This window comes from Rhodococcus pseudokoreensis, from assembly GCF_017068395.1.
Lineage (GTDB): Bacteria > Actinomycetota > Actinomycetes > Mycobacteriales > Mycobacteriaceae > Rhodococcus_F > Rhodococcus_F pseudokoreensis.
Genome location: NZ_CP070619.1, coordinates 267,799 through 293,137, shown reverse-complemented (window position 1 = coordinate 293,137; position 25,339 = coordinate 267,799). Strand labels below are relative to the sequence as shown.

The following is a 25,339-nucleotide window of genomic DNA, read 5'->3' as shown; positions in this document are numbered from 1 at the left end:
CTTCGGCGCGTGGCAACCCCGATGATCGCACCGTCCATTCTCTCTGCCGATTTCGCGCGTCTCGCCGAGGAGGCGGATGCGGTCGCCGGTGCCGACTGGCTGCACGTCGATGTGATGGACGCACATTTCGTGCCCAACCTGACCCTCGGCCTGCCCGTCGTGACGAGTCTCCTCGCGGCGACGGACATCCCGCTCGACTGCCATCTCATGATCGACGACCCCGGCCGCTGGGCGCCGCCGTACGCGGAGGCCGGCGCGCACAACGTCACGTTCCACGCCGAGGCGACCGACGACCCCCGGTCCGTCGCCCGCGACATCCGCGCCGCCGGCGCCAAGGCCGGCCTCAGCGTCAAGCCCGGCACGCCGATCGAGCCGTACCTCGAGATCCTGAAGGACTTCGACACGCTCCTCGTCATGAGCGTCGAACCCGGCTTCGGCGGTCAGTCGTTCATCCCGGAGGTCCTGTCGAAGGCGAAGGCCGTCCGCCGCCTCGTCGACTCCGGTGAGCTGCGCCTCGTCGTGGAGATCGACGGCGGCATCAACGCCGACACCGTCGAGGCCGCCGCCGAGGCCGGTGTCGACTGCTTCGTCGCCGGCTCCGCCGTCTACGGCACGAGCGATCCCGCGGAGGCCGTGCGCGCCCTGCGGGCCAGCGCCGCGAAGGCGTCGCCGCACCTGAGCCTGTCCCGGTAGCGGCACCCGGCACATCGTGAACCCCCACGTGCGGCACGAGAATTCGGCTGCGGACCTCGACGCCGCGATGCAGATCGCGATCGGCGCCGCGGAGTCGGCGCGCGGATTCACCAGCCCGAACCCGGCGGTCGGCGCGGTGGTCCTCGACGCCGCCGGGCGCATCGCCGGTGTCGGGATGACGCAGCCGCCCGGCGGCCCCCACGCCGAGGTCGTCGCGCTGCGGGAGGCGGGGGACGCCGCCCGCGGCGGCACCGCCGTCGTCACGTTGGAACCGTGCAACCACACCGGTCGCACCGGGCCGTGCTCGCGGGCGCTGCTCGACGCCGGTGTGGTCGCCGTGCACTACGCGGTCGGCGACCCCAACCCGGAGGCCGCGGGCGGCGCCGAGACCCTCGTCTCCGCGGGCGTCGAGGTGACGTCCGGTCTGCGCGCGCAGGACGTCGAACGCGGCCCGCTGCGGGCCTGGCTGCACCGGCAACGCACCGGACGACCACACGTGACCTGGAAGTACGCCGCCACACTCGACGGGCGCAGCGCGGCCGCCGACGGCACCAGCCAGTGGATCACCGGCCCCGAGGCGCGCGAACGGGTGCACGCCGACCGCGCGAAACTCGACGCGATCGTGGTCGGGACGGGGACGGTGCTGGCCGACGACCCGCGCCTGACCGCCCGAACGCCCGACGGGTCGCTCGCCGCGCACCAGCCGGTGCGCGTCGTCGTCGGACTCGGCGACATCCCGCCCGGCGCCCGCGTCCTCGACGACTCGGCGCCCACCCTGCTGCTGCGCACCCGCGACGTCGACGAGGTCCTCGCCTCGCTCGCCGAGTACACCGACGTGCTGCTCGAGGGCGGGCCCCGGCTGGCCGGCGCGTTCCTCGCCGCGGGCCGGGTCGACCGCATCCAGGCGTACCTCGCCCCGCTGGTCCTCGGCGCGGGCACGTCCGCGGTGTCGGAGGCGGGTGTGCACACGATCGACGGCGCCCTGCGGTTCCGGCACGAGTCGGTCGAAACAATCGGCCCCGATCTGTTGTTGAGTCTGGTTCCAGCAGTGTCCGAAAACCCTGACAGTCACCGAACGTAGGAGAAGCCACAGTGTTCACCGGGATCGTCGAAGAGTTGGGTGAAATCGTCGCCAAGGAAGAACTGGCCGACGCAGCACGGTTCACCGTCCGTGGTCCGGTCGTGACTTCCGATGCGTCGCACGGTGATTCGATCGCGGTGAACGGCGTGTGCCTCACCGTCGTCGAGGTGCTCGCCGACGGCTCCTTCACCGCGGACGTCATGCAGGAGACGCTGAACCGGTCGAGCCTCGAGAAGATCGACGTGGGCAGCCGCGTCAACCTGGAGCGGGCCGCCGCGCTGAACAGCCGCCTCGGCGGCCACCTCGTCCAGGGCCACGTCGACGGCACCGGGCACATCATCAGCCGCAGCCCGTCCGAGAACTGGGAGGTCGTGCGCATCGCCCTTCCCGACGCCATCTCCCGGTACGTCGTGGAGAAGGGGTCGATCACGGTCGACGGTGTGTCACTGACGGTGTCGGCGCTCGGCGGGGAACGCGGCGCCGAATACTTCGAGATCTCGCTCATCCCGACCACGCTGCAACTGACCACGCTCGGGGCGGCGTCCGTCGGGACGCCCGTCAACCTCGAGGTCGACGTGATCGCGAAGTATGTGGAGCGGCTGCAAGCGGCCGGCCGCTGAGTCGTACTGTTGAGGAGCATCCCACGGATGCATCCGTTGTATTCGAAGATGCGTCAGTCAAGACTTTGGAGACCGAGCACGTGACCAGGTTCGACACTATCGAGCGCGCCGTTGCGGATATCGCCGCAGGCAAGGCTGTCGTCGTCGTCGACGACGAAGACCGCGAGAACGAGGGAGACCTCATCTTCGCCGCGGAGAAAGCCACCCCCGAGTTGGTTGCCTTCATGGTTCGATACACCTCCGGCTACCTGTGTGTGCCGCTCGACGGCGCCGACTGCGACCGGCTCGGCCTGCCCCCGATGTACGCCACCAACCAGGACAAGCACGGCACCGCGTACACCGTCACCGTCGACGCCCGCGAGGGCATCGGCACCGGCATCTCCGCGTCCGATCGCGCCGCCACCATGCGGTTGCTGGCCGACCCGAACTCCGGCGCCCAGGACTTCACCCGCCCCGGCCACGTCGTGCCGCTGCGGGCCAAGGAGGGCGGCGTGCTGCGCCGTCCCGGCCACACCGAGGCCGCAGTCGACCTCGCCCGGATGGCCGACCTCCGGCCCGCGGGCGTGATCTGCGAGATCGTCAGCCAGAAGGACGAGGGCCACATGGCCCAGACCGACGAACTGCGGGTCTTCGCCGACGACCACAACCTCGCGCTGATCTCCATCGCCGACCTCATCGCGTGGCGCCGCAAGCACGAGAAGCACGTGGTGCGGGTCGCGTCCGCGCGCATCCCCACCCGGCACGGCGAGTTCACCGCCGTCGGCTACACGAGCATCTACGACGACGTCGAGCACGTGGCCCTGGTCCGCGGCGACCTGCCCGGCCCGGACGGCGACGGCAGCGACGTGCTCGTGCGCGTGCACTCCGAATGCCTCACCGGCGACGTGTTCGGCTCGCTGCGCTGCGACTGCGGTCCCCAGCTCGACGCCGCCCTGGACATGGTCGCGCAGGAGGGCCGCGGGGTGGTCCTGTACATGCGCGGGCACGAAGGCCGCGGCATCGGCCTGATGCACAAGCTGCAGGCCTACCAGCTGCAGGACGCCGGCTCGGACACCGTCGACGCCAACCTCGAGCTCGGGCTGCCCGCCGACGCCCGCGACTACGGCATCGGCGCGCAGATCCTGGTCGACCTCGGCATCTCCTCGATGCGGCTGCTCACCAACAACCCGGCCAAGCGGGTCGGTCTCGACGGCTACGGGCTGCAGATCACCGAGCGGGTGTCCATGCCGCTGCGAGCCAACGCCGAGAACCTGACGTACCTGCGCACCAAGCGCGACCGCATGGGCCACGACCTGATCGGGCTCGACGACTTCGAAGCGGGAGAGATGCTGTGAGCGGCGAGGGACTGCCGGAGCTGCAGCTCGGGGAGGCCGGCGACCTCCGGCTCGCCATCGTCGCAGGCAGCTGGCACGCCGAGATCTCCGAGGCGCTGATCGCCGGCGCGCAGAAGGTGGCCGCCGAGGCGAACGTGAAGAACGTCACGCTGGTCCGCGTCGCGGGCGCCATCGAACTGCCCGTGGTCGCGCAGGCGCTGGCCCGCAGCCACGACGCCGTCGTCGCGCTCGGTGTCGTGATCCGCGGCGGGACCCCGCACTTCGAATACGTCTGCGACGCCGTGACGGCCGGTCTGACCCGGGTCTCGCTGGACGAGGGCACCCCGGTCGGGAACGGTGTGCTCACCACGGACACCGAGCAGCAGGCCGTCGACCGCAGCGGCCTGCCCGGATCCGTCGAGGACAAGGGCGGGCAGGCGTGCGCGGCCGCACTCGACACCGCCGTCACGTTGGCGCGGCTGCGCCGGGCCGAGGAGTCCTTCGCATGATCCGGATCCACCCGTGACCACCCCCGAATCCGAGTGGACACTCGTCGCGAAGCCCCGCAAGTCCCGCCGCTACGCCATCGGCGTGGCGGTCCTGCTCGTCGTCGTGCACGTGACGTTCGCGATCCTGTTGCGCGGCGATTCGACGGGCGTGTACTTCCGGCTCGCCGACCAGCTGGCGTTCGCGGGCATCGGCTGCCTCCTCGCGGCCGGCGTGCTGCTGCTGACCCGCCCGCGGGTGCGCATCGGGCCCCGCGGCATCGCCGTGCGCAACGTGCTCGGTGAGCGCATCGTCGACTGGGACCTGTACGAGGGGCTGTCCTTCCCGGACGGCGCGGCGTGGGCCCGGATCGAACTGCCCGACGACGAGTACCTGGCCGTGATGGCCATCCAGTCGAACGATCGCGAGTACGCCGTGGACGCCGTCGACCGCTTCCGCGCGCTCGCGTCGGAGTACGCGCCGTCCTGACCGGTGGGCCGCCCCTCCGCGACGTCGCGGATGCGGGGTTGGTCGGTGGCGCCGACTAACGTGGAGGGGTGCCCGATCCTTCGACATATCGCCCCGCGACCGGAACGATTCCGGTCGACCCGGGGGTGTACAAGTTCCGCGATCCGCACGGCCGGGTCATCTATGTCGGGAAGGCGAAGAGTCTTCGATCACGGCTGAATTCCTATTTCGCCGACGTCTCGACGCTGCACCCGCGCACCCGCCAGATGGTGACCACGGCCGGCAGTGTCGAGTGGACCGTGGTGAGCACCGAGGTCGAGGCGCTCCAGCTCGAATACAACTGGATCAAGGAATTCGATCCCCGGTTCAACGTCCGCTACCGCGACGACAAGACGTACCCGGTTCTCGCGGTCACCCTCAACGAGGAGTACCCGCGGCTGTTCGTCTACCGCGGCCCCCGGCGCAAAGGTGTCCGCTATTTCGGCCCCTACTCGCACGCGTGGGCCATCCGCGAAACCCTCGACCTGCTGCTGCGGGTCTTCCCCGCCCGCACCTGCTCGGCCGGGGTGTTCAAGCGGCACAACCAGATCGGCAGGCCCTGCCTGCTCGGCTACATCGACAAGTGCTCCGCGCCGTGTGTCGGACGCGTGTCCGCGGCCGAACACCGCCAGATCGTCGAGGATTTCTGCGATTTCCTGTCGGGGCGCACCGACAAACTGGTCCGCCAGCTCGAGGCCCGGATGCAGCAGGCGTCCGAGGAACTCGACTTCGAGACGGCGGCGCGACTGCGCGACGACGTGGGCGCGTTACGGCGGGCGCTCGAAAAGCAGGCCGTCGTGCTCGGCGACGGCACCGACGCCGACGTCGCCGCGTTCGCGACCGACGAACTCGAGGCCGCGGTCCAGGTGTTCCACGTCCGGGGCGGCCGCGTCCGCGGGCAGCGCGGCTGGGTGGTCGAGAAGGCCGGCGACGTCATCGACTGGGCCAGCGTCGATTCCGCGGCGGGCTCGGACCTGCCGTTGCTCGTCGAGCAGTTCCTCACCCAGTTCTACGGTGAGCAGGCGGCGCTGTCGGGCGCGGCCGACCCGGAGGCGGGCAGCAGCGGGGTGCCGCGGGAGGTCCTGGTGCCGGTGCTGCCGCCGGACGCCGAGCAGGTACAGGAGTGGCTCAGCGGTCTGCGCGGTTCCGCCGTCCGTCTGCGGGTGCCGCAGCGCGGCGACAAGAAGGCACTCGCCGAGACCGTGCAGCGCAACGCGATGGAGGCGCTGCAACAGCACAAGCTGCGCCGCGCCGGCGACTTCACGTCGCGGTCGGCGGCCCTGCAGGGCATCCAGGAGGCCCTCGACCTGGACTCGGCGCCGCTGCGCATCGAATGCGTCGACATCAGCCACGTGCAGGGCACCGACGTGGTGGCGTCCCTCGTCGTCTTCGAGGACGGCCTGCCGCGCAAGTCCGACTACCGGCACTACGCCATCAAGGAAGCCGCAGGCGACGGCCGCTCCGACGACGTCGCCAGCATCGCCGAGGTCACCCGGCGCCGGTTCCTCCGGCACAACCGTGACGTCGGGGTGCTGCGCGCGGAAGCGGCCGGGGCGGACGCCGACCAGGTGTCCGGCGGCGACGGCGGCGACCTCGCCCCGGAGGCGGCGATCGACCCGCAGACCGGCAGGCCGCGGCGGTTCGCGTACCCGCCGAACCTGTTCGTCGTCGACGGCGGCGCCCCGCAGGTGGCCGCGGCCTCGGCGGTGCTCGACGAACTGGGCATCACCGACGTCGCCGTGGTCGGGCTGGCCAAGCGGCTCGAGGAGGTGTGGGTGCCGGGGGAGGAGGACCCGGTGATCCTCCCGCGCACCAGCGAGTCGCTGTACCTGCTGCAGCGGGTGCGGGACGAGGCGCACCGCTTCGCGATCACGTTCCACCGCAGCAAACGGTCCCGCCGGATGACGGCCTCCGCGCTCGACTCGGTCCGCGGTCTCGGCGAGACCCGGCGCAAGGCCCTGGTGACGCATTTCGGATCCGTCGCCAAACTCAAACAGGCCTCCGTCGAGGAGATCACCGCGGTGCCCGGCATCGGAACGGCCACGGCGAAGGCGGTACTCACCGCTCTCGGGGCGGAGGAACCGTCTGCGGACGTCGTGGGAGTGGGGGATGATGAACCAGATCGGAACGGGCCGGGCACGGCAGAACGGAACGGCGCGGACCTACCCCGCGAACCGGTAGGACAGCACGGCCCGGCAGCACAGAGCGCATCGCAACGGACAGGTGTCGAGTGAACGAGCAGCACGCGCAGAGCGACCGTCCGCCCACGGTTCGGCCGATGGACTTCCTTCTCGTCACCGGGCTCTCCGGGGCGGGTCTGCAGACCGCGGCGAAGGTCCTCGAGGACCTCGGGTGGTACGTCGCGGACAATCTTCCCCCGGAACTGATCTCCCGGATGGTGGATCTGAGCCTGGAATCCGATTCGCGGCTCGAGCGGCTCGCCGTCGTCATCGACGTGCGTTCCCGGTTGTTCACCGGCGACCTCGGCTGGGTCCTCACCGAACTCGAGAGCAAGCCCGTGCACACGAGGGTGCTGTACCTCGACGCGTCGGACGAGGTCCTGGTCCGCCGGTTCGAACAGGTCCGGCGCAGTCACCCGCTGTCCGGCGGCGGTGCCGAGGGCACCCTGTCGGAGGGCATCGCCGCCGAGCGTGACCAGCTCGCGAAGGTGAAGGCCGCCGCGGATCTGGTGATCGACACGTCGTCCCTCGCCGCGCACCAGTTGCGGCAGAAGATCGAGGACGCGTTCGGCGACGCCGAGAACCGCACCATGCAGGTAACAGTCCAGTCGTTCGGTTTCAAGTACGGTCTTCCGATGGACGCCGATCTCGTCTGCGACGTCCGGTTCCTGCCCAACCCGCACTGGATCCCCGAGTTGCGTCCGCACACCGGGCAGAACGCGGACGTGCGGGACTATGTGTTGTCGCAGGACGGTGCGGACGACTACCTCGCCACGTATCACCACCTGCTGGATCTGACGATCGCCGGATATCGTCGGGAGGGGAAGCGCTACATGACCATCGCGGTGGGATGCACCGGGGGGAAACATCGCAGTGTCGCCATGTCGGAGGCCCTGGCGGGCCGGCTCGGAAAGGACTCCGGGCTGAACGTGCGCGTCGTCCATCGTGATCTGGGGCGCGAATGAGGCCGGTGCACCAGGCGCCTGCGATCGTCGCGCTCGGCGGTGGCCACGGGCTGTTCGCCACCCTCAGCGCCGCCCGCAGGCTCAGCCGTGACGTGACCGCCGTCGTCACCGTCGCGGACGACGGCGGATCCTCGGGACGGCTCCGCGCCGAACTCGGCGTCATCCCGCCCGGGGATCTGCGGATGGCGCTCGCCGCGCTCGCCGCGGACGACCCCGAGGTGCAGGACTGGACCGACACCATCCAGCACCGATTCGGCGGAATCGGCGCCCTCGCCGGACACTCGGTGGGCAATCTCATCCTCGCCGGTCTCACCGAGGTGCTCGGCGACCCCGTCGCCGCGCTCGACGAACTCGCGCGGCTGCTGCGGATCGATGGGCGGGTGCTGCCGATGTCGCCGATCGCCCTCGACATCGAGGCCGACGTGCAGGGCCTCGAGGCGGACCCGCGGGTCAGCCGCTGCATCCGCGGTCAGGTCGCGGTCGCGACCACCCCCGGCAAGGTGCGCCGCGTGCGGTTGCTGCCGGCGAATCCGCCCGCCTGCCCGGACGCGGTCCGGGCGATCGACGTCGCCGACATGGTCGTCCTCGGCCCCGGGTCGTGGTTCTCCAGCGTCATACCGCACGTTCTCGTGCCCGAACTCCTCGACACGCTGATCGCCACGCCCGCGCGGAAGGTGCTGGTACTCAACCTGGCTCCGGAACCCGGCGAGACCGCGGGATTCTCCACCGAGCGTCATCTGCACGTACTGTCCCAACACGCACCCGAACTCACCGTCGACTTCGTCGTCGTCGATTCGGGTTCGGTTCCACCGGGGCGCGAGCGCGAGCACCTCGCCCGCGCCGCCGGACAGTTCCGGGCACGCGTCGTGTACGCCGACGTGTCGGAGCACGGCACCCACACGCACCATGCAGGAAAACTTGCGTCCGTTCTCGAACAGCTCTGGAGCGACCCCGAAGCGGGGTCTCGGGGGAGCGAAGCGGCCGAGACACCAGAGGAAAGGGAGAGCGCTTCGTGGCAATGACAGCAGAGGTCAAAGACGAACTCAGTCGTCTCGTCATCACTCACGTGAGTTGCCGGAAGGCCGAGGTCTCGTCGCTGCTGCGGTTCGCCGGGGGATTGCACATCGTCGGCGGCCGGGTAGTGGTCGAGGCGGAAGTGGATCTGGGGTCCACGGCCCGCCGGTTGCGCCGCGAGATCTTCGACCTGTTCACCTACAGCGCCGACGTCCACGTCCTCAGCGCGGGCGGGCTGCGCAAGTCGTCCCGGTACATCGTGCGGGTCGCGAAGGAGGGGGAGGCCCTCGCCCGTCAGACGGGGCTGCTGGACCTGCGGGGCCGTCCGGTGCGCGGGCTTCCCGCGCAGGTCGTCGGCGGCAGCGTCGCCGACGCGGAAGCCGCGTGGCGCGGCGCGTTCCTGGCGCACGGTTCGCTGACCGAGCCGGGCCGCTCGTCCGCGCTCGAGGTCTCCTGCCCGGGCCCGGAGGCGGCGCTCGCCCTCGTCGGGGCGGCGCGCAGGCTGGGCATCTCCGCGAAGGCCCGCGAGGTCCGCGGCACCGACCGGGTGGTGATCCGTGACGGCGAGGCCATCGGCGCGCTGCTCACCAGAATGGGAGCCCAGGACACCCGCCTCGTGTGGGAGGAACGGCGCATGCGCCGGGAGGTCCGCGCCACCGCCAACCGGCTCGCCAACTTCGACGACGCCAACCTGCGCCGCTCCGCCCGCGCCGCGGTCGCGGCCGCCGCCCGCGTCGAACGGGCCCTCGACATCCTCGGTGACGAGGTCCCCGACCACCTCGCGGCCGCGGGCCACCTGCGGGTGGAGCACCGGCAGGCGTCCCTCGAGGAACTCGGCCAGCTCGCCGACCCGCCGATGACGAAGGACGCCGTGGCAGGCCGCATCCGGCGGCTGCTGTCGATGGCGGACCGCAAGGCGAAGGAAACCGGCATTCCGGACACCGAGTCGGCCGTCACCGCAGACCTTCTCGACGACGCCTGACCTCGTCCGCCGTCACCGCCCGCCACCCCGGGTTTCCCGGACGAACGGGACGCCCGTCGCGTCAGATCGAACGAGCGTCCCGTTCGTTCCGGTCGGGGCGGCAGGGCGAAGGGCGCTCCGAGTTGACTGCGCGCGGGCGTCGTCCGCGCACTAGGGTAGGAACCACATCGACCGATGAACCCCTGCGCCGATCACCCGTCGGTGGTGTCGTAGCGGCGCGGGAGCAGAGCTGCACAACCAGAATCATGCACAAAGGAGCAGATTGTGACTGTCCGGGTAGGCGTAAACGGTTTCGGCCGTATCGGGCGTAACTTCTTCAGGGCGGTGGATGCGCAGAAGGCGCTCGGAACCACCGACATCGAGATTGTGGCGGTCAACGACCTCACGGACAACGCTTCGCTGGCGCATCTCCTGAAGTACGACTCGATCCTCGGTCGTCTCCCGCACGACGTCTCGCTCGAGGGTGAAGACACCATCGTCGTCGGAAGCCAGAAGATCAAGGCTCTCGCCATCAAGGAAGGCCCCGCGGCACTTCCCTGGGGCGACCTGGGCGTCGACGTCGTCGTCGAGTCCACCGGCATCTTCACCGACGCAGCCAAGGCGAAGGGCCACCTCGAGGCCGGCGCCAAGAAGGTCATCATCTCCGCCCCGGCCAAGGGTGAGGACATCACCATCGTGATGGGCGTCAACGACGACAAGTACGACGGCAGCCAGAACATCATCTCCAACGCCTCGTGCACCACCAACTGCCTCGGCCCCATCGCCAAGGTGCTCGACGACGAGTTCGGCATCGTCAAGGGCCTCATGACGACGGTCCACGCCTACACCCAGGACCAGAACCTGCAGGACGGCCCGCACAGCGACCTGCGTCGCGCCCGTGCCGCCGCACTGAACGTGGTTCCCACCGGAACCGGTGCCGCCAAGGCCATCGGCCTGGTCCTCCCGCAGCTGCTCGGCAAGCTGGACGGCTACGCGCTGCGCGTCCCGATCCCCACGGGTTCGGTCACCGACCTCACCGCGAACCTGCGGAAGTCGGCCAGCGTCGAGGACATCAACGCCGCGATGAAGGCCGCCGCCGAGGGCCCGCTCAAGGGCATCCTGAAGTACACGGACGCCCCGATCGTGTCCTCCGACATCGTCACCGACCCGCACAGCTCGATCTTCGACTCCGGTCTCACCAAGGTCATCGAGGATCAGGCCAAGATCGTGTCCTGGTACGACAACGAGTGGGGTTACTCCAATCGTCTGGCCGACCTCATCGGTCTCGTCGCCAAGTCTCTCTGAGTGAAGGTCCGGTAACAGTGGCAGTTCAGACTCTCGACGATCTTCTGAACGCTGGGGTCGAGGGGCGCGCCGTGCTGGTGCGCTCCGACCTCAACGTTCCCCTCGACGGCGACCGGATCACCGATCCCGGGCGCATCCTCGCTTCCGCACCGACGCTGAAAGCGCTGGCGGAGGCGGGCGCCAAGGTCATCGTCACCGCCCATCTGGGTCGCCCCAAGGGCGAGCCCGACCCGCAGTACTCCCTCGCACCGGTGGCGGCCAAGCTCGCCGAGGTGCTCGGCCGCAACGTCCAGCTCGCCGGCGACGTCGTCGGGCAGGACGCGCTGGCACGCGCGGAGGGACTCACCGACGGCGACGTCCTCCTGCTGGAGAACATCCGCTTCGACCCGCGGGAGACCAGCAAGGACGAGGCCGAGCGGACGAAGCTCGCCAAGGCCCTGGTCGAACTCGTCGGCGACGACGGTGCGTTCGTGTCCGACGGCTTCGGTGTCGTGCACCGCGCGCAGGCGTCGGTGTACGACGTCGCGAAGCTGCTCCCGCACTACGCGGGCAAGCTCGTCGACGCCGAGATCGAGGTGCTCGGCAAGCTCACCGAGGAGCCGGAGCGGCCGTACGCGGTCGTGCTCGGTGGTTCCAAGGTGTCGGACAAGCTCGCGGTGATCGAGGCACTGGCTCCCAAGGTCGACACCCTCGTCATCGGCGGCGGCATGTACTACACGTTCCTCGCAGCACAGGGCGTCTCGGTCGGCAACTCGCTGTGCGAGGAGTCGATGATCGACACGTGCAAGGCGCTGCTCGAGCAGTACGCCGACGTCATCCACATCCCGCAGGACGTGGTCATCGCCGATTCGTTCTCGGCCGACGCCGAGTCGAAGATCGTGTCGGTGCTCGAGATCCCGGACGGCTGGATGGGACTCGACATCGGACCGCAGTCGGTTCGCCGGTTCGCCGCGATCCTGACCAGCGCGAAGACCGTGTTCTGGAACGGCCCGATGGGCGTGTTCGAGTTCGAGAAGTTCGCCGCGGGCACCAAGGGTGTCGCCGAGGCGATCATCGAGGCCACCGGCAAGGGCGCGTACAGCGTCGTCGGTGGCGGTGACTCCGCCGCGGCGGTGCGCCAGCTCGGTCTGCCCGAGGACGGTTTCTCGCACATCTCCACCGGTGGCGGCGCCTCCCTCGAGTACCTCGAGGGCAAGGAACTCCCCGGCATCGCAGTTCTGGAGGGCTGAGGCATGGCACGGAAGCCGCTGATCGCCGGCAACTGGAAGATGAATCTGAACCACCTCGAGGCCATCGCGCTGGTTCAGAAGATCGCCTTCTCGCTCCCGGCGAAGTACTTCGACAAGGTCGACGTGACGGTGATCCCGCCGTTCACCGACATCCGCAGCGTGCAGACCCTGGTCGAGGGCGACAAGCTCCTGCTCACCTACGGTGCGCAGGACGTGTCGGCCCAGGATTCGGGCGCGTACACCGGCGAGATCAGCGGTTCCATGCTGGCCAAGCTGGGCTGCACGTTCGTCGTCGTCGGGCACTCGGAGCGCCGGACCCTGCACGGTGAGGACAACGACACCGTGCTGGCCAAGACCAAGGCCGCGCTGAAGAACGGGATCACCCCGATCGTCTGCATCGGTGAGGGCCTCGATATCCGCGAGGCCGGCGAGCACGTGTCCTACAACGTCGAGCAGCTGCGGGGTTCGCTCGCCGGGCTGTCCGCCGAGGACATCGCCAAGGTCGTCATCGCGTACGAGCCGGTGTGGGCCATCGGCACCGGCCGGGTGGCCAGTGCCGCGGACGCGCAGGAAGTCTGCGCCGCGATCCGCGCCACGCTCGGCGAGCTGGCCTCGCCGGACGTCGCATCCGGTGTCCGCGTTCTGTACGGCGGCAGCGTCAACGCGAAGAACGTCGGGGAGATCGTCGGGCAGACGGATGTGGACGGCGCCCTCGTGGGCGGCGCCTCGCTGAAGGCCGACGAGTTCGCCACCCTGTCGGCGATCGCCGCGGGCGGACCCCTGCCGTAAGGCGCCTTCGGCGCTCGTGCGCCTTTCCGGTAGCGGTGGGTACCGGAAAGGCGCACGAGCGCGGAGCGCCTGTAGGGTGTACGAGGTCGTAGTTGTTCCTACTGGATGGGTGGACGTAGACAGACATGGAACTGTTCCTGGATATCTTGCTGGTGATCACCAGCTTGCTGCTGATTCTGCTGGTGCTGCTGCACCGCGGTAAGGGCGGCGGTCTGTCCAGCCTGTTCGGCGGCGGCGTCCAGTCCAGCCTGTCCGGTTCCACCGTGGTCGAGAAGAACCTCGACCGGCTCACCGTCTTCACCGGTCTGATCTGGTTCATCGCCATCATCGGCATCGGCCTGGAGATCAAGTTCGGCTGATCGGCTTCATCATGCGGACGGGCCGTCACCGGTCGATACTGGATGCATGATCGAAACCCCACGTGAGGCCACTGAACCACTCCGCGAAGACATTCGGCTCCTGGGCGGCATCCTCGGTCAGATAGTGCGGGAACAGGCAGGAGACGGCGTCTTCGACCTCGTCGAGAAGGCCAGGGTCGAATCGTTCCGGGTGCGTCGTTCCGAGATCGACCGCGCCGATCTGGCCGACATGTTCACCGAGGTGTCCACGAGCGACGCCATTCCCGTCATCCGAGCTTTCAGCCACTTCGCCCTGCTGGCCAACCTCGCCGAGGACAACCACCGCGAACGCCGGCGTGCCGTCCACGTCGCCGCCGGTGAACCCGCCCCCGACAGCACCCTGACCGCCACGTTCGCCAAGCTCGACGCCGCTCACCTGAGCAGCGACGTCGTCGCGGACGCGTTGCGCGGGGCGCTCGTGTCGCCGGTCATCACCGCGCATCCCACCGAGACCCGTCGCCGCACGGTATTCGAGACTCAGACGCGGATCACCGAACTGATGCGGTACCGCGAACGCACCGCGCTGACCGAATCCGAGACGGCCGACGTCGACGTCCGGTTGCGTCGGCAGATCCTCACCCTGTGGCAGACCGCGCTGATCCGGTTGTCGCGGTTGCGGATCCAGGACGAGATCGAGGTCGGGCTGCGGTACTACGACGCGGCGCTGTTCGAGGTCGTCCCGAAGATCAACGCCGAACTGCGCAGTGCCCTGCGGTCGCGGTGGCCGGACGCCGATCTGGGCCGGGAACCGATTCTGCGTCCCGGATCGTGGATCGGCGGGGACCGCGACGGCAATCCCTACGTCACCGACGAGGTGGTCCGCCAGGCGACCACCCGCGCCGCGGCCACCGCGCTCGAGCATCATCTCGGGCAACTCGAGACGCTCGAGCGGGAACTGTCCATGTCGGCCCGTCTCGTCACCGTCACACCGGCCCTCGACCTCCTGGCCGCGGCGTCCCAGGACGATTCACCGTTCCGGGCCGACGAACCGTACCGGCGTGCCGTGCGGGGCATCCGGGGGCGTCTCACGGCCACCGCGCACCGCATTCTGGGAGAGGCCCCCGACCACGGGCTCGACCTCGGGCTCGCGCCCTACGACACGCCGCGGCAGATGCTCGGCGAACTCGACGTCGTCGACGACTCGCTGCGGCGCGGCGGCGACGGCACGATCGCCGACGACGGACTGGCGACCCTGCGGGACTCGGTGGAGGTGTTCGGTTTCCACCTCTCCGGCCTCGACATGCGGCAGAACTCGGACGTGCACGAGACCGTCGTCGCCGAACTGCTCGCGTGGGCGGGCGTGCACGCCGACTACCCGTCGCTGTCCGAGGACGAGCGGGTGGAGTTGCTGTCGGCGGAACTGTCCACCCGGCGCCCCCTGACCACGGCGAACGCCGAGTTCAGCGAGCTCACGGCGAAGGAACTCGCCATTCTCCAGGCCGGCGCCGACGCCGTGCGGACCCTCGGTGCGGGCGCGGTACCCAACTACATCATCAGCATGTGCACCTCCGTCAGCGACATGCTCGAGGCCGCGGTCCTGCTGAAGGAGGTCGGCATCCTCGATCCCGGATCGGGGGAGGCGCCGACCTGCCCGGTGGGCATCGTGCCGTTGTTCGAGACGATCGAGGACCTGCAACAGGGGGCCGCCACCCTCGAGGCCACCCTGGAGGTCCCGATCTACCGGGCCCTGGTGTCGGCGCGCGGCGACGCCCAGGAAGTGATGCTCGGGTACTCCGACTCCAACAAGGACGGCGGCTACCTGGCGGCCAACTGGGCGCTGTACCGCGCCGAGCTGGACCTGGTCGACGCGGCCCGCAAGACGGGAATCCGGTTGCGGCTCTTCCACGGTCGCGGCGGCACCGTGGGCCGCGGCGGCGGACCCAGCTACGAGGCGATCCTCGCGCAGCCGCCCGGTGCGGTCGCCGGATCCCTGCGGATCACCGAACAGGGCGAGGTGATCGCCGCCAAGTACGCGGAACCCCGCCTCGCGCAACGCAATCTCGAAACGCTGCTCGCCGCGACCCTCGAGGCCACCCTCCTCGACGTCGAGGGCCTCGGCGACGACGCCGAACCTGCGTACCGCATCCTCGACGAACTCGCCGCACTGGCCCGCCGCGCCTACGGCGAATTGGTGCACGAGACACCCGGATTCGTGGAGTACTTCGAGATGTCGACCCCGGTCGCGGAGATCGGGGCGCTCAACATCGGCAGCCGCCCGGCCTCCCGCAAGCAGACCACGTCCATCTCCGACCTACGGGCCATCCCGTGGGTGCTGTCGTGGAGCCAGTCCCGGGTCATGCTGCCCGGGTGGTACGGCACCGGCGCCGCGTTCGAGGAATGGACGCAGGGCGACCCCGACCGGGTGGCGACGCTGTCCCGCCTCTACGAGACGTGGCCGTTCTTCCGGACCGTGCTGTCGAACCTGGCGATGGTGATGTCGAAGTCCGACATGGGTCTCGCCGCCCGGTACGCGGAACTCGTCCCCGACGAGGAACTGCGCCGACGGGTGTTCGGCAAGATCGCCGAGGAGCACGAGCGGACCATCCGGATGTACAAGGCGGTCACCGGGAACGACACACTGTTCGCCGACAATCCCGGTCTGGAGCGGTCGGTGCACAACCGGTTCCCGTACCTCGAGCCGCTCAACCACCTGCAGGTGGAACTGCTGCGCCGCTACCGGGCCGGGGACGACAGCGATCAGACGCGCCGCGGCATCCAGCTCACGATGAACGGGCTGGCGACCGCACTGCGCAACAGCGGGTAGCAGGGCCGGTTTCCGCGCCCGCGAGAAAGTGCACGAACTTTCTTGCCGGGCGCGGGAACCGAACCGTCCGTCCCTGCGTCAAAACGGGAAAGAGCACAACGTTTCCGAGACGAAGTGGGGCGACGGATGAGGCGATGCGCGGGTGACCCGGTCTATTGGCGCGGCGGAATCGGGCGGCGGGGGACGCGGGCGGCGAGCCCGCACCGGGCCGGCCGCATCGTCACCGAATGCCGGGTCACCCGGACACCGGTCGAACGGGACCCCCGGTCGCCCGCCGGGTTACCGGGAGACGACGAGGACCCCGTCGGATGACAGCGTCGGTTCGGCAGGCGTCAGTTCGGCAGCAGAGACGCGGCCGACGTGTCGAGCAGCCACCGGGTGGCCGAGAGTCCGCGGGCCCCGGACGCCGGGATCTCGACGGGCGGTGCGCCTGCGATCGCTGCGGCCACGGCCTCGGCCTTGGCGTCACCGGACACGACGAGCCACACCTCGTCGGCGTGCCGGACGGCGGGCAGGGTCAGCGTGACCCGCACCGGCGGCGGCTTGGGGGAGTCCGTCACCGCGACGACGAACCGGTGCTCCTCGCGGACCGCGTCGGTGTCGGGGAACAGCGAATTGACGTGCCCCTCACCGCCCATGCCGAGCAGGTGGACGTCGAAGACCGGGACCTGCCTGCCGTCGGCGTGGGCCCCGAGTACCTGCGCGTACGCGACGGCGGCCGCCTCCGGGTCGTTCTCGTAGATCCCGTCCGCGACGGGCATGGTGTGCACGCGGTCGGGATCGACGTCGACGTGGTCGAGCAGTGCGGCCCGCGCCTGCACGTCGTTGCGTTCCGGATCGCCGGCCGGCAGGAAACGCTCGTCGCCCCAGAAGATGTCGATCGCGCGCCAGTCGATGTCGCCCGGGTTTTCCCGGACCTTCTCGAGCAGCCCGATCCCGGTGCCGCCGCCGGTGAGGACCACCGACGCCGAACCGCGCTCCTTCTGGGCGGCGACGACGGTGGCGACGAACCGCTCCGCGGCCTTCGTCACCAGCGTGGCGGTGTCGGGGTGCACTTCTACGTGGATGTCACTCATACGTCACCTTCGTCAGCCCGGCGAGTGCGGCCTCGTAGGCCTCGTCGGGGTCCAGTCTGCGTAGTTCTTCGGCCAGGCAGTCGCGGGTCTCCCGCCTGCCCAGCGCCACCAGCGCATCCGGTTTCCCGGTCCGCGACAACGTCGCGGTGGTGCCGGTCTGCGGGCGGCTGATGGTCAGCGTGCCACCGTCCGCGAACGCGAGTGTCACGAACAACGGTCCGACCCTGCGGCTGACGGGCGCATCGAGACGGCCCGCCAGCCATCCGGCGATCATGTCGACGGCGGGCTCGTCCACGAGACCCGACACCACCGCCGATTCGATGCGCGAATGCGGTGGCTGATCGACGGCCGAGGTGATGAGCCCCCGCCACATCGTGATGCGGCTCCACGCCAGATCCGTGTCACCGGACGTGTAGGAGGCGAGGCGGCCCTTGATCTCGGCGGCGGGATCCGGACGGTCCGTGGCGTCGGTGATGCGCCGGATCGCGAGCTTCCCGACCGGGTCCTTCGCGGGGACGGCGGGAGCGGACTCCGGCCACCACACGACGACCGGGGTGTCGGGGAGGAGGAACGGCACCACCACGCTGCTCTCGTGGTCGGCGAGTTCGCCGAACAGGCGGAGCACCACCACCTCCGAGGCGCCGGCGTCACCCCCGACCCTGATCTGGGCGTCCAGCCGCGGTTCGGCGTCGCGGGAACCGCGGGCGACGACGATGACACGACAGGGATGTTCCCGGCTCGCCTCGTTGGCGGCGTCGATTATGTCCTCGGAATTCTCGCTGTCCCGGGTGCACACCACCAGGGTGAGAACCCGTCCCAGCGTCACCGCCCCGCCGGTCTTCCGGACCTCCACCAGCTTCTTGTTGACCTGGCCGGTGGTGGTCGAGGGGATGTCGATGATCATCTACGGCCTTCTCCATTCGCGACCGGTGCGCTGCATCATTTCGTCCGCGGACGGGGGACCCCACGTGCCTGCCTCGTACGGTTCCGGTTTGCCCTCCGCGGCCCAGGCGGCGAGCGCCGGATCGAGGATCTCCCACGACAATTCGACCTCGGCGTTGACGGGGAACAGGGAGGGTTCACCCAGCAGCATGTCGAGGATGAGGCGTTCGTACGCCTCGGGGGACGACTCGGTGAACGCCTGGCCGTAGCTGAAGTCCATGCTGACGTCGCGGACCTCCATGCTCGATCCCGGGACCTTGGACCCGAAGCGCATCGTCACACCCTCGTCCGGCTGCACCCGGATGACGAGCGCGTTCTGACCGAGTTCCTCGGTCATCGTCTGATCGAACGGCAGGTGCGGCGCGCGCTTGAAGATCACGGCGATCTCGGTGACCCGGCGGCCGAGCCGCTTCCCGGTGCGGAGATAGAACGGCACACCCGCCCAGCGGCGGGTGTCGACCTCGAGGGTGATGGCCGCGAACGTCTCCGTGGTGGAGTCCTGCGAGAACCCGTCCTCCTCCAGCAGGCCGACCACCCGGGTGCCGCCCTGCCAGCCGCCCGCGTACTGCCCGCGCGCGGTGGTCTCGTCGAGCGGCTGCGCGAGTTTGGTGGCGGAGAGCACCTTGATCTTCTCCGCCTGCAACTCCGACGGTTCGAAGCTGATCGGCTCCTCCATCGCCGTGAACGCGAGGAGTTGCAGCAGGTGATTCTGGATGACGTCCCGCGCCGCCCCGATGCCGTCGTAGTACCCGGCCCGCCCACCGAGACCGATGTCCTCGGCCATGGTGATCTGCACGTGATCCACGTAGTGGGCGTTCCAGATCGGATCGAACAATTGGTTGGCGAACCGCAGCGCCAGGATGTTCTGAACGGTTTCCTTGCCGAGGTAGTGGTCGATCCGGAAGACGGTGTCCTCGGGGAAGACCTCGTTCACGACCGCGTTGAGCTCACGTGCGCTCGCAAGGTCGTGACCGAACGGCTTCTCGATGACCACCCGGCGCCACTGGCTGTCGGTCGACCGGGCGAGGCCGGCCTCGGACAGCTGCTTGAGGACCACCGGGAACGCGTCCGGCGGAATCGCGAGATAGAACCCGTGATTGCCGCCGGTCCCGCGTTCGCGTTCGAGCGTGGCGAGGGTGTTCGCCAGTTCCTGGAAGGACGCCGGGTCGTCGAAGCTGCCCTTGACGAACCGCAGGCCCTCCGACAGCCGCTCCCACACGTCCTCCCGGAACGGGGTGCGGGAATGATCGCGCACGGCATCGTGCACGATCTTGCCGAAATCCTCGTCCGACCAATCCCTGCGGGCGAACCCGACGAGAGCGAACCCGGGCGGCAGAAGACCACGATTGGCCAGATCGTAGATGGCGGGCATCAACTTGCGCCGGGCCAGGTCGCCGGTGACACCGAAGATCACCAGCGCACACGGCCCGGCGATGCGTGGTAGGCGCTTGTCCCTACTGTCGCGAAGTGGATTGACCCAATCGTCTGACGCTGCGGGATCGCTCACGTATCAGCTCTTCTGCCCTGCTGCGCGCAGCTGCTCCGCGGTGGCCTCCAGGAGTTCGTTCCAGGACACCTCGAACTTGTCGACGCCCTCGTCCTCGAGCACCTTGAACACGTCGGGAAGGTCGATGCCGACGGCGGTGAGCTGGTCGAAGATCTCCTGCGACGCGACCGCGGTGCCGGAGACGGTGTCGCCGGAGACCTCGCCGTGGTCGGCGAACGCGTCGAGGGTCTTCTCCGGCATCGTGTTCACGGTGTTCGGGGCGACCAGATCGGCGACGTACAGGGTGTCCGGGTAGGCGGGGTTCTTGACTCCCGTCGACGCCCACAGTGCGCGCTGCGGGCGGGCACCGGTTTCGAGCAGGCCCTGGAACCGCGGCTGCACCTCGAAGACCTGCTGGTAGGCAGCGTAGGCGAGGCGGGCGTTGGCGAGGCCGGCCTTGCCGCGCAGTGCGAGAGCGTCGGGGGTGCCGATCTTGTCGAGCCGCTTGTCGATTTCGGTGTCGACGCGGGAGACGAAGAACGAGGCGACCGAGTGGATCCGCGACAGGTCGTGGCCGGCGGCCTTCGCGGCCTCGAGGCCGTCGAGGTAAGCGCCCATGACGAGTTCGTAGCGTTCCACCGAGAAGATCAGCGTGACGTTGACGCTGATGCCCTCACCGAGCACCTTGGCGATGGCCGGGATGCCGGCCTCGGTGGCCGGGATCTTGATGAACAGGTTCGGACGGTCGACGATCTTCCACAGTTCGACGGCCTGCGCGACGGTCTTGTCGGCGTCGTGGGCGAGGCGCGGGTCGACCTCGATGGACACCCGGCCGTCGACGCCGTGGCTCGCCTCGAACTGCGGGGCGAGGACGTCGCAGGCGGCGCGGACGTCGTCGGTGGTCACCGTGCGGATGGTGGCCTCGACGTCGGCGCCGCGCTCGGCGAGTTCCCGGACCTGCGCGTCGTAGACGTGGCCCTTGCTGAGTGCGGCCTGGAAGATCGACGGGTTGGTGGTGACACCGACGATGCTCTTGCTCGCGATGAGTTCGGCGAGGTTGCCGGACTCGATGCGGTCACGGGAGAGGTCGTCGAGCCACACCGAGACGCCGGCTTCGGAGAGCTTCTGGAGGTTGGGGTTCTGAGTCATGGCGTTCTATCCCTTCACGCGTGCGAGCGAGCGCTGTGCGGCGGCGGTGACGGCTTCGGCGGTGAAGCCGAACTCGCGGAACAGGGTCTTGTGGTCGGCGGAGGCGCCGAAATGCTCGATGGAGATGATCTCCCCTGCGTCACCGACGAAGCGGTACCACGGCATGGAGATGCCGGCCTCGACGGCGACCCGCGCCTTGACCGTCGGGGGGAGCACACCGTCGCGGTAGGCCTGGTCCTGGGCGTCGAACCACTCGACGCAGGGCATGGACACGACCCGGGTGGGGATGCCGTCGGCCTCGAGGGCCTCGCGGGCGGCGACCGCCAGCTGCAGCTCGGAGCCGGTGCCGATCAGCACGACCTCCGGTGCCCCCGTGGACGCGTCGGCGAGGACGTACCCGCCGCGGGAGACACCCTCGTAGCTGGTGCCCTCGAGGACCGGCAGGTCCTGGCGGGTCAGGGCGAGACCGGCGGGAGCGCGGGTGGCCTCGTCGGCGCCCTTTTCGAGGACGGCGCGCCACGCGTGCGCGGTCTCGTTGGCGTCGCCGGGCCGCACGACGTACAGGCCGGGGATGGCGCGCAGTGCCGCGAGGTGCTCGATCGGCTGGTGGGTGGGACCGTCCTCGCCGAGTCCGATGGAGTCGTGCGTCCACACGTAGGTGACCGCGGTCTTCATGATCGCGGCCAGCCGCACGGCGGGACGCATGTAGTCGCTGAAGACGAGGAACGTGCCGCCGTAGGGGCGGGTCGGCCCGTGCAGGGCGATGCCGTTGAGGATCGAGCCCATCGCGTGCTCGCGGACACCGAAGTGCAGGGTGCGACCGTACGGTTCCGCGTTCCACATGCTGGTGGAAATGGACTTGGGACCGAACGAGTCGGCGCCCTTGATGGTGGTGTTGTTGCTCTCCGCGAGGTCGGCGGAGCCACCCCACAGCTCGGGCAGCACCGGTCCGACGGCGTTCAGCACGGCGGCGGACGCCTTACGGGTGGCGAGACCCTTCGCGTCGGGCTCCCACGTCGGGAGGACGTCGGCCCAGCCGGCGGGCAGGTCGCGCCCGATCAGGCGGTCGAGCAGCTTCTTGCCCTCGGGGGCGCGCTGCGTCCACTCGTCGTACTGGGCCTGCCATTCCTTGTGCGCCTGCGCGCCGCGCTCGACGACCTTGCGGGTGTGCGCGATGACGTCGTCGGCGACCTCGAACGTCTTGTCCGGATCGAAACCGAGCGCCTTCTTCACGGCCGCGACCTCGTCGGCACCGAGGGCGGCGCCGTGCGCCGCGCCCGTGTTCATCTTGGTCGGGGCGGGGAAGCCGATGATCGTGCGGAGCAGGATCAGCGACGGCTTGTCGGTGACCTCGCGGGCCTTGTTCAGGGCCTCTTCGATGGCGACGACGTTCTCGCCGCCCTCGACGATCTGCACGTGCCAGCCGTACGCCTCGTAGCGGGCGGCGGTGTCCTCGGACAGCGCGATGGCGGTGTCGTCCTCGATGGAGATCTTGTTGTCGTCGTAGATCAGCGTCAGGTTGCCGAGCTGCTGCACACCGGCGATCGACGACGCCTCGGAGGTGACGCCCTCCTCGATGTCGCCGTCGGAGGCGATCACGTAGATGTGGTGATCGAACGGGCTCTCGCCGAGCGCGGGCTCGGGGTCGAACAGGCCGCGCTCACGGCGGGCGGCCATGGCCATGCCGACGGCGGAGGCCAGACCCTGACCCAGCGGACCGGTGGTGATCTCGACGCCGCGGGTGTGGCCGTGCTCGGGGTGGCCGGGGGTCTTCGAGCCCCAGGTGCGCAGCGCTTCCAGGTCTTCCAGTTCGAGCCCGTAGCCGGCGAGGTACAGCTGGATGTAGAGGGTGAGGCTGGAGTGTCCACAGGACAGCACGAACCGGTCGCGGCCGATCCAGTCGGCGTCCGTGGGATCGTGACGCATGACGCGCTGGAAGAGGGTGTAGGCGAGGGGGGCGAGGCTCATGGCCGTGCCGGGGTGGCCGTTGCCCACCTTCTGCACTGCATCGGCGGCGAGCACCCGGATGGTGTCGACGGCCTTGGTGTCCAGTTCGGTCCAGTCGGCGGGATGAACCGGTTGCGTGAGGACGTGGATGTCGTCTGTGATCGACACGGGCAGAAGTCTCCTGACATGGGTGAACGTGGAGCCTGAGGATGCGTGGGCCTCTTGTGCGACTCCAGCCTAGTGCGCGGTCGTATCCGGGTCGATTCGGTTCGCGCATTACGGCGGTCTACCATCGGTTGTAGTAGGACGGCCGGCCCTCGCGAAGAACTTCGGGAGCAGGCACCGGCATTCGGATGTGGAATTACGCGTGGTGCGAGGAGAGAACGTGCGGACAGGGCATCAGCCGAGCGGACACGGCTTCGGCAGCCCCAGCCCCGCCCCCCGCGCGACCGGCACCGACACGGTGCTCGGCCGCGCCACGGGCAAGGTCCTGGCCTACATCGCGTTGACCAAGCCGCGGGTGATCGAACTGCTGCTGGTCGCGACCATCCCGGCGATGCTGCTGGCCGACCGTGGCAACGTCGACATCCTGCTGATCCTCAGCACGCTGTTCGGCGGCTGGATGGGTGCGGCGAGCGCGAACTCCCTCAACTGCGTCGTCGACGCCGACATCGACAAGGTCATGAAGCGCACCGCGCGCAGGCCGCTGGCCCGCGACGCGGTGCCGACGTCGCACGCGTTCGTGTTCGGCATGACCCTCGGGGTCGCGTCGTTCCTGTGGTTGTGGTGGCGGGCCAACCTGCTCGCCGGCTGCCTGGTCGTCCTGACCATCGCGTTCTACGTGCTCGTGTACACGATGGTGCTCAAGCGCCGGACCTGGCAGAACGTCGTCTGGGGCGGCGCCGCGGGCTGCATGCCCGTCATGGTCGGCTGGTCGGCGGTCACCGGATCGCTGAGCTGGCAGCCCATCGTGCTGTTCCTGGTCATCTTCTTCTGGACGCCGCCGCACACCTGGGCGCTCGCGATGCGCTACAAGGAGGACTACAAGGCGGCCGGTGTCCCGATGCTGCCGGTGATCGCCACCGAGGAGCACGTCACCAAACAAATCCTGCTGTACAGCTGGGCCATGGTCGTCACGTCGCTCGCGCTGGTCCCCGCCGCGGGCGTCGTCTACGCCGCCGTCACCCTCGTCGCAGGCGCCTGGTTCCTGCTCATGGCCCATCAGCTGTACCGGAGCGTCCGCGGCGGAGCGGCCGTGAAACCGCTCCGCCTGTTCCTGCAGTCCAACAATTACCTGGCCATCGTCTTCGTCGGGCTCGCCGTCGACTCGGTGCTGGGACTGCAGACCATCGGCAGCCTGCTGAGCTGAGGCCGCGCCTCAGCTCAGCAGGCTGAGTTGAGGCTTCGCCTCAGGGCACCAGCACGATCGATCCCGTCGTCGCCCGCGCCTCGAGGTCGCGATGCGCCTCCTCCGCCCGCTCGAGCGGGTACTCCGCTCCCACCCGGACCGTCAGTGCACCGTCGGCGAGGGCGGAGAACACGTCCCCGGCCCGCCACGTCAATTCCTCCCGGTTACGGATGTGGTGCGCGAGCGTGGGCCGGGTGAGGAACAGTGAACCCGCCGGGTTCAGCCGCTGCGGATCGAACGGCGGCACCGGCCCGCTCGCCGCACCGAACAGGGCGACCGTTCCCCGGATCCGCACCGACGCGAGACTGGCCTCGAACGTGGACGCGCCGACACCGTCGTACGCTGCTGCGACGCCCTCGCCGTCGGTGAGTTCCCGCACCCGGGCCGCGATGTCGTCGTCGTAGCGCAGCACCTCGTGTGCCCCGGCGTCCCGGGACAACTGCTCCTTCGCGTCGGAGGACACGGTGGTGATCACCCGGGCGCCCAGCGTCGTCGCCATCTGCGTGAGGATCAACCCGACTCCGCCCGCACCGGCGTGGACGAGCACGGTGTCGCCGGACCGGATCGGGTACGTGGAGTGGGCCAGGTAGTGGGCGGTCATGCCCTGCAGCAGCGCGGAGGCGGCCTGCGGGGCGGGCACGGAGTCGGGGACGGCGATCGCGGCCGCCGCGGGCACGGCCACCTTCTCCGCGTAACTGCCGGGAGCGGCGCACCAGGCCACCCGGTCGCCGGGTGCGAAATCAGCCACGTCGCCGCCGACGGCTTCCACGACACCGGAGCCCTCGTCGCCGGGAACGTAGGGCAGTGGCCGCGGGTACAGCCCCGTCCGGAAGTACGTGTCGATGAAGTTGATGCCGATCGCGTCGGTGCGAACGAGCAGATCCGTCGCTCCGATCCCGGGTTCGGGAACCTCTACCGGTTCGAGGACGTCGGGACCACCGAGACGGGAAACCTGTATTGCGCGCATGGTTTCAGTTCTACACGGCGCGGCCCGCCGCACGGAGCCTGGCGGACACGCCGCGTCTA

22 protein-coding genes are annotated in these 25,339 nt (G+C 69.5%); 16 read left to right on the top strand and 6 right to left on the bottom strand.

The annotated features are described in order from the left end of the window. Window positions 1–9: 9 nt before the first annotated feature. The 15 genes from rpe (at window position 10) to ppc (ending at window position 16,305) form a co-directional block, all read left to right on the top strand. Window positions 10–693 carry a ribulose-phosphate 3-epimerase gene (rpe, locus tag JWS13_RS06670; protein ID WP_072942121.1) on the top strand — a complete coding sequence of 228 codons (684 nt, stop codon included), beginning with the start codon at window positions 10–12 and terminating at the stop codon, window positions 691–693. A gap of 28 nt (window positions 694–721) precedes the next feature. Then, entirely contained in the window at window positions 722–1,774 is a 1,053-nt protein-coding gene (gene ribD / locus JWS13_RS06665) for a bifunctional diaminohydroxyphosphoribosylaminopyrimidine deaminase/5-amino-6-(5-phosphoribosylamino)uracil reductase RibD (protein ID WP_206011516.1), read from the top strand. 11 nt (window positions 1,775–1,785) lie between these two features. Continuing rightward, window positions 1,786–2,394, top strand: a complete 609-nt coding sequence (locus JWS13_RS06660) for a riboflavin synthase (RefSeq protein ID WP_072942119.1) — start codon at window positions 1,786–1,788, stop codon at window positions 2,392–2,394. Between the two features lie 80 nt (window positions 2,395–2,474). Beyond that, window positions 2,475–3,728, top strand: coding sequence for a bifunctional 3,4-dihydroxy-2-butanone-4-phosphate synthase/GTP cyclohydrolase II (locus JWS13_RS06655; protein WP_124390904.1), 1,254 nt, complete (start codon window positions 2,475–2,477; stop codon window positions 3,726–3,728). Beyond that, window positions 3,725–4,216, top strand: coding sequence for a 6,7-dimethyl-8-ribityllumazine synthase (gene ribH / locus JWS13_RS06650; protein ID WP_124390905.1), 492 nt, complete (start codon window positions 3,725–3,727; stop codon window positions 4,214–4,216). Before JWS13_RS06655 ends, ribH begins: the two co-directional genes overlap by 4 nt. 13 nt (window positions 4,217–4,229) lie before the next feature. Next, window positions 4,230–4,682, top strand: coding sequence for a PH domain-containing protein (locus tag JWS13_RS06645; RefSeq protein ID WP_087555956.1), 453 nt, complete (start codon window positions 4,230–4,232; stop codon window positions 4,680–4,682). A 68-nt stretch (window positions 4,683–4,750) separates the two neighbouring features. Continuing rightward, window positions 4,751–6,934 (top strand): excinuclease ABC subunit UvrC, encoded by a 2,184-nt coding sequence (gene uvrC, locus JWS13_RS06640; protein WP_124390907.1) that lies wholly within the window; start codon window positions 4,751–4,753, stop codon window positions 6,932–6,934. A 44-nt stretch (window positions 6,935–6,978) separates the two neighbouring features. Further along, window positions 6,979–7,845, top strand: coding sequence for an RNase adapter RapZ (gene rapZ, locus JWS13_RS06635; RefSeq protein ID WP_072942446.1), 867 nt, complete (start codon window positions 6,979–6,981; stop codon window positions 7,843–7,845). Then, entirely contained in the window at window positions 7,842–8,867 is a 1,026-nt protein-coding gene (locus JWS13_RS06630) for a gluconeogenesis factor YvcK family protein (protein ID WP_206005046.1), read from the top strand. The genes rapZ and JWS13_RS06630 overlap by 4 nt, the downstream gene beginning before the upstream one ends. Continuing rightward, window positions 8,858–9,841 (top strand): DNA-binding protein WhiA, encoded by a 984-nt coding sequence (gene whiA / locus JWS13_RS06625; protein ID WP_037237817.1) that lies wholly within the window; start codon window positions 8,858–8,860, stop codon window positions 9,839–9,841. The genes JWS13_RS06630 and whiA overlap by 10 nt, the downstream gene beginning before the upstream one ends. 264 nt (window positions 9,842–10,105) lie before the next feature. Then, window positions 10,106–11,125 (top strand): type I glyceraldehyde-3-phosphate dehydrogenase, encoded by a 1,020-nt coding sequence (gene gap / locus JWS13_RS06620; protein WP_015890630.1) that lies wholly within the window; start codon window positions 10,106–10,108, stop codon window positions 11,123–11,125. Between the two features lie 17 nt (window positions 11,126–11,142). Beyond that, window positions 11,143–12,354 (top strand): phosphoglycerate kinase, encoded by a 1,212-nt coding sequence (locus JWS13_RS06615; protein WP_206005045.1) that lies wholly within the window; start codon window positions 11,143–11,145, stop codon window positions 12,352–12,354. A 3-nt stretch (window positions 12,355–12,357) separates the two neighbouring features. Next, window positions 12,358–13,143, top strand: coding sequence for a triose-phosphate isomerase (tpiA, locus tag JWS13_RS06610; protein ID WP_206005044.1), 786 nt, complete (start codon window positions 12,358–12,360; stop codon window positions 13,141–13,143). Window positions 13,144–13,268: 125 nt separating this feature from the next. Then, window positions 13,269–13,502 carry a preprotein translocase subunit SecG gene (gene secG / locus JWS13_RS06605; protein WP_015890633.1) on the top strand — a complete coding sequence of 78 codons (234 nt, stop codon included), beginning with the start codon at window positions 13,269–13,271 and terminating at the stop codon, window positions 13,500–13,502. 46 nt (window positions 13,503–13,548) lie between these two features. Continuing rightward, window positions 13,549–16,305, top strand: coding sequence for a phosphoenolpyruvate carboxylase (gene ppc, locus JWS13_RS06600; protein WP_206005043.1), 2,757 nt, complete (start codon window positions 13,549–13,551; stop codon window positions 16,303–16,305). Between the two features lie 332 nt (window positions 16,306–16,637). Here ppc and pgl read toward each other — a convergent pair whose 3' ends face one another. From pgl to tkt, 5 genes are read right to left on the bottom strand one after another with little or no spacing between them, the layout of a single operon-like run. Then, window positions 16,638–17,381, bottom strand: coding sequence for a 6-phosphogluconolactonase (gene pgl / locus JWS13_RS06595; protein ID WP_206005042.1), 744 nt, complete (start codon window positions 17,379–17,381; stop codon window positions 16,638–16,640). Continuing rightward, window positions 17,374–18,285 (bottom strand): glucose-6-phosphate dehydrogenase assembly protein OpcA, encoded by a 912-nt coding sequence (gene opcA, locus JWS13_RS06590; RefSeq protein ID WP_206005041.1) that lies wholly within the window; start codon window positions 18,283–18,285, stop codon window positions 17,374–17,376. The genes pgl and opcA overlap by 8 nt, the downstream gene beginning before the upstream one ends. Continuing rightward, window positions 18,286–19,830: a glucose-6-phosphate dehydrogenase gene (gene zwf / locus JWS13_RS06585; protein WP_124390914.1), complete on the bottom strand. Its 1,545-nt coding sequence runs from the start codon at window positions 19,828–19,830 to the stop codon at window positions 18,286–18,288. It abuts the gene before it with no gap. 3 nt (window positions 19,831–19,833) lie between these two features. Then, the gene (gene tal, locus JWS13_RS06580) at window positions 19,834–20,958 is read right to left on the bottom strand and encodes a transaldolase (protein WP_206005040.1); all 1,125 of its coding nucleotides are present in this window, start codon (window positions 20,956–20,958) and stop codon (window positions 19,834–19,836) included. Between the two features lie 6 nt (window positions 20,959–20,964). Beyond that, window positions 20,965–23,073: a transketolase gene (tkt, locus tag JWS13_RS06575; protein WP_206005039.1), complete on the bottom strand. Its 2,109-nt coding sequence runs from the start codon at window positions 23,071–23,073 to the stop codon at window positions 20,965–20,967. A gap of 217 nt (window positions 23,074–23,290) precedes the next feature. Here tkt and JWS13_RS06570 point away from each other — a divergent pair, with 217 nt between their 5' ends. Then, entirely contained in the window at window positions 23,291–24,274 is a 984-nt protein-coding gene (locus tag JWS13_RS06570) for a heme o synthase (protein ID WP_124390917.1), read from the top strand. A gap of 40 nt (window positions 24,275–24,314) precedes the next feature. Here JWS13_RS06570 and JWS13_RS06565 read toward each other — a convergent pair whose 3' ends face one another. Continuing rightward, complete coding sequence (locus JWS13_RS06565) at window positions 24,315–25,280, bottom strand: quinone oxidoreductase family protein (RefSeq protein WP_206005038.1); 966 nt, start codon at window positions 25,278–25,280, stop codon at window positions 24,315–24,317. Window positions 25,281–25,339: the final 59 nt, after the last annotated feature.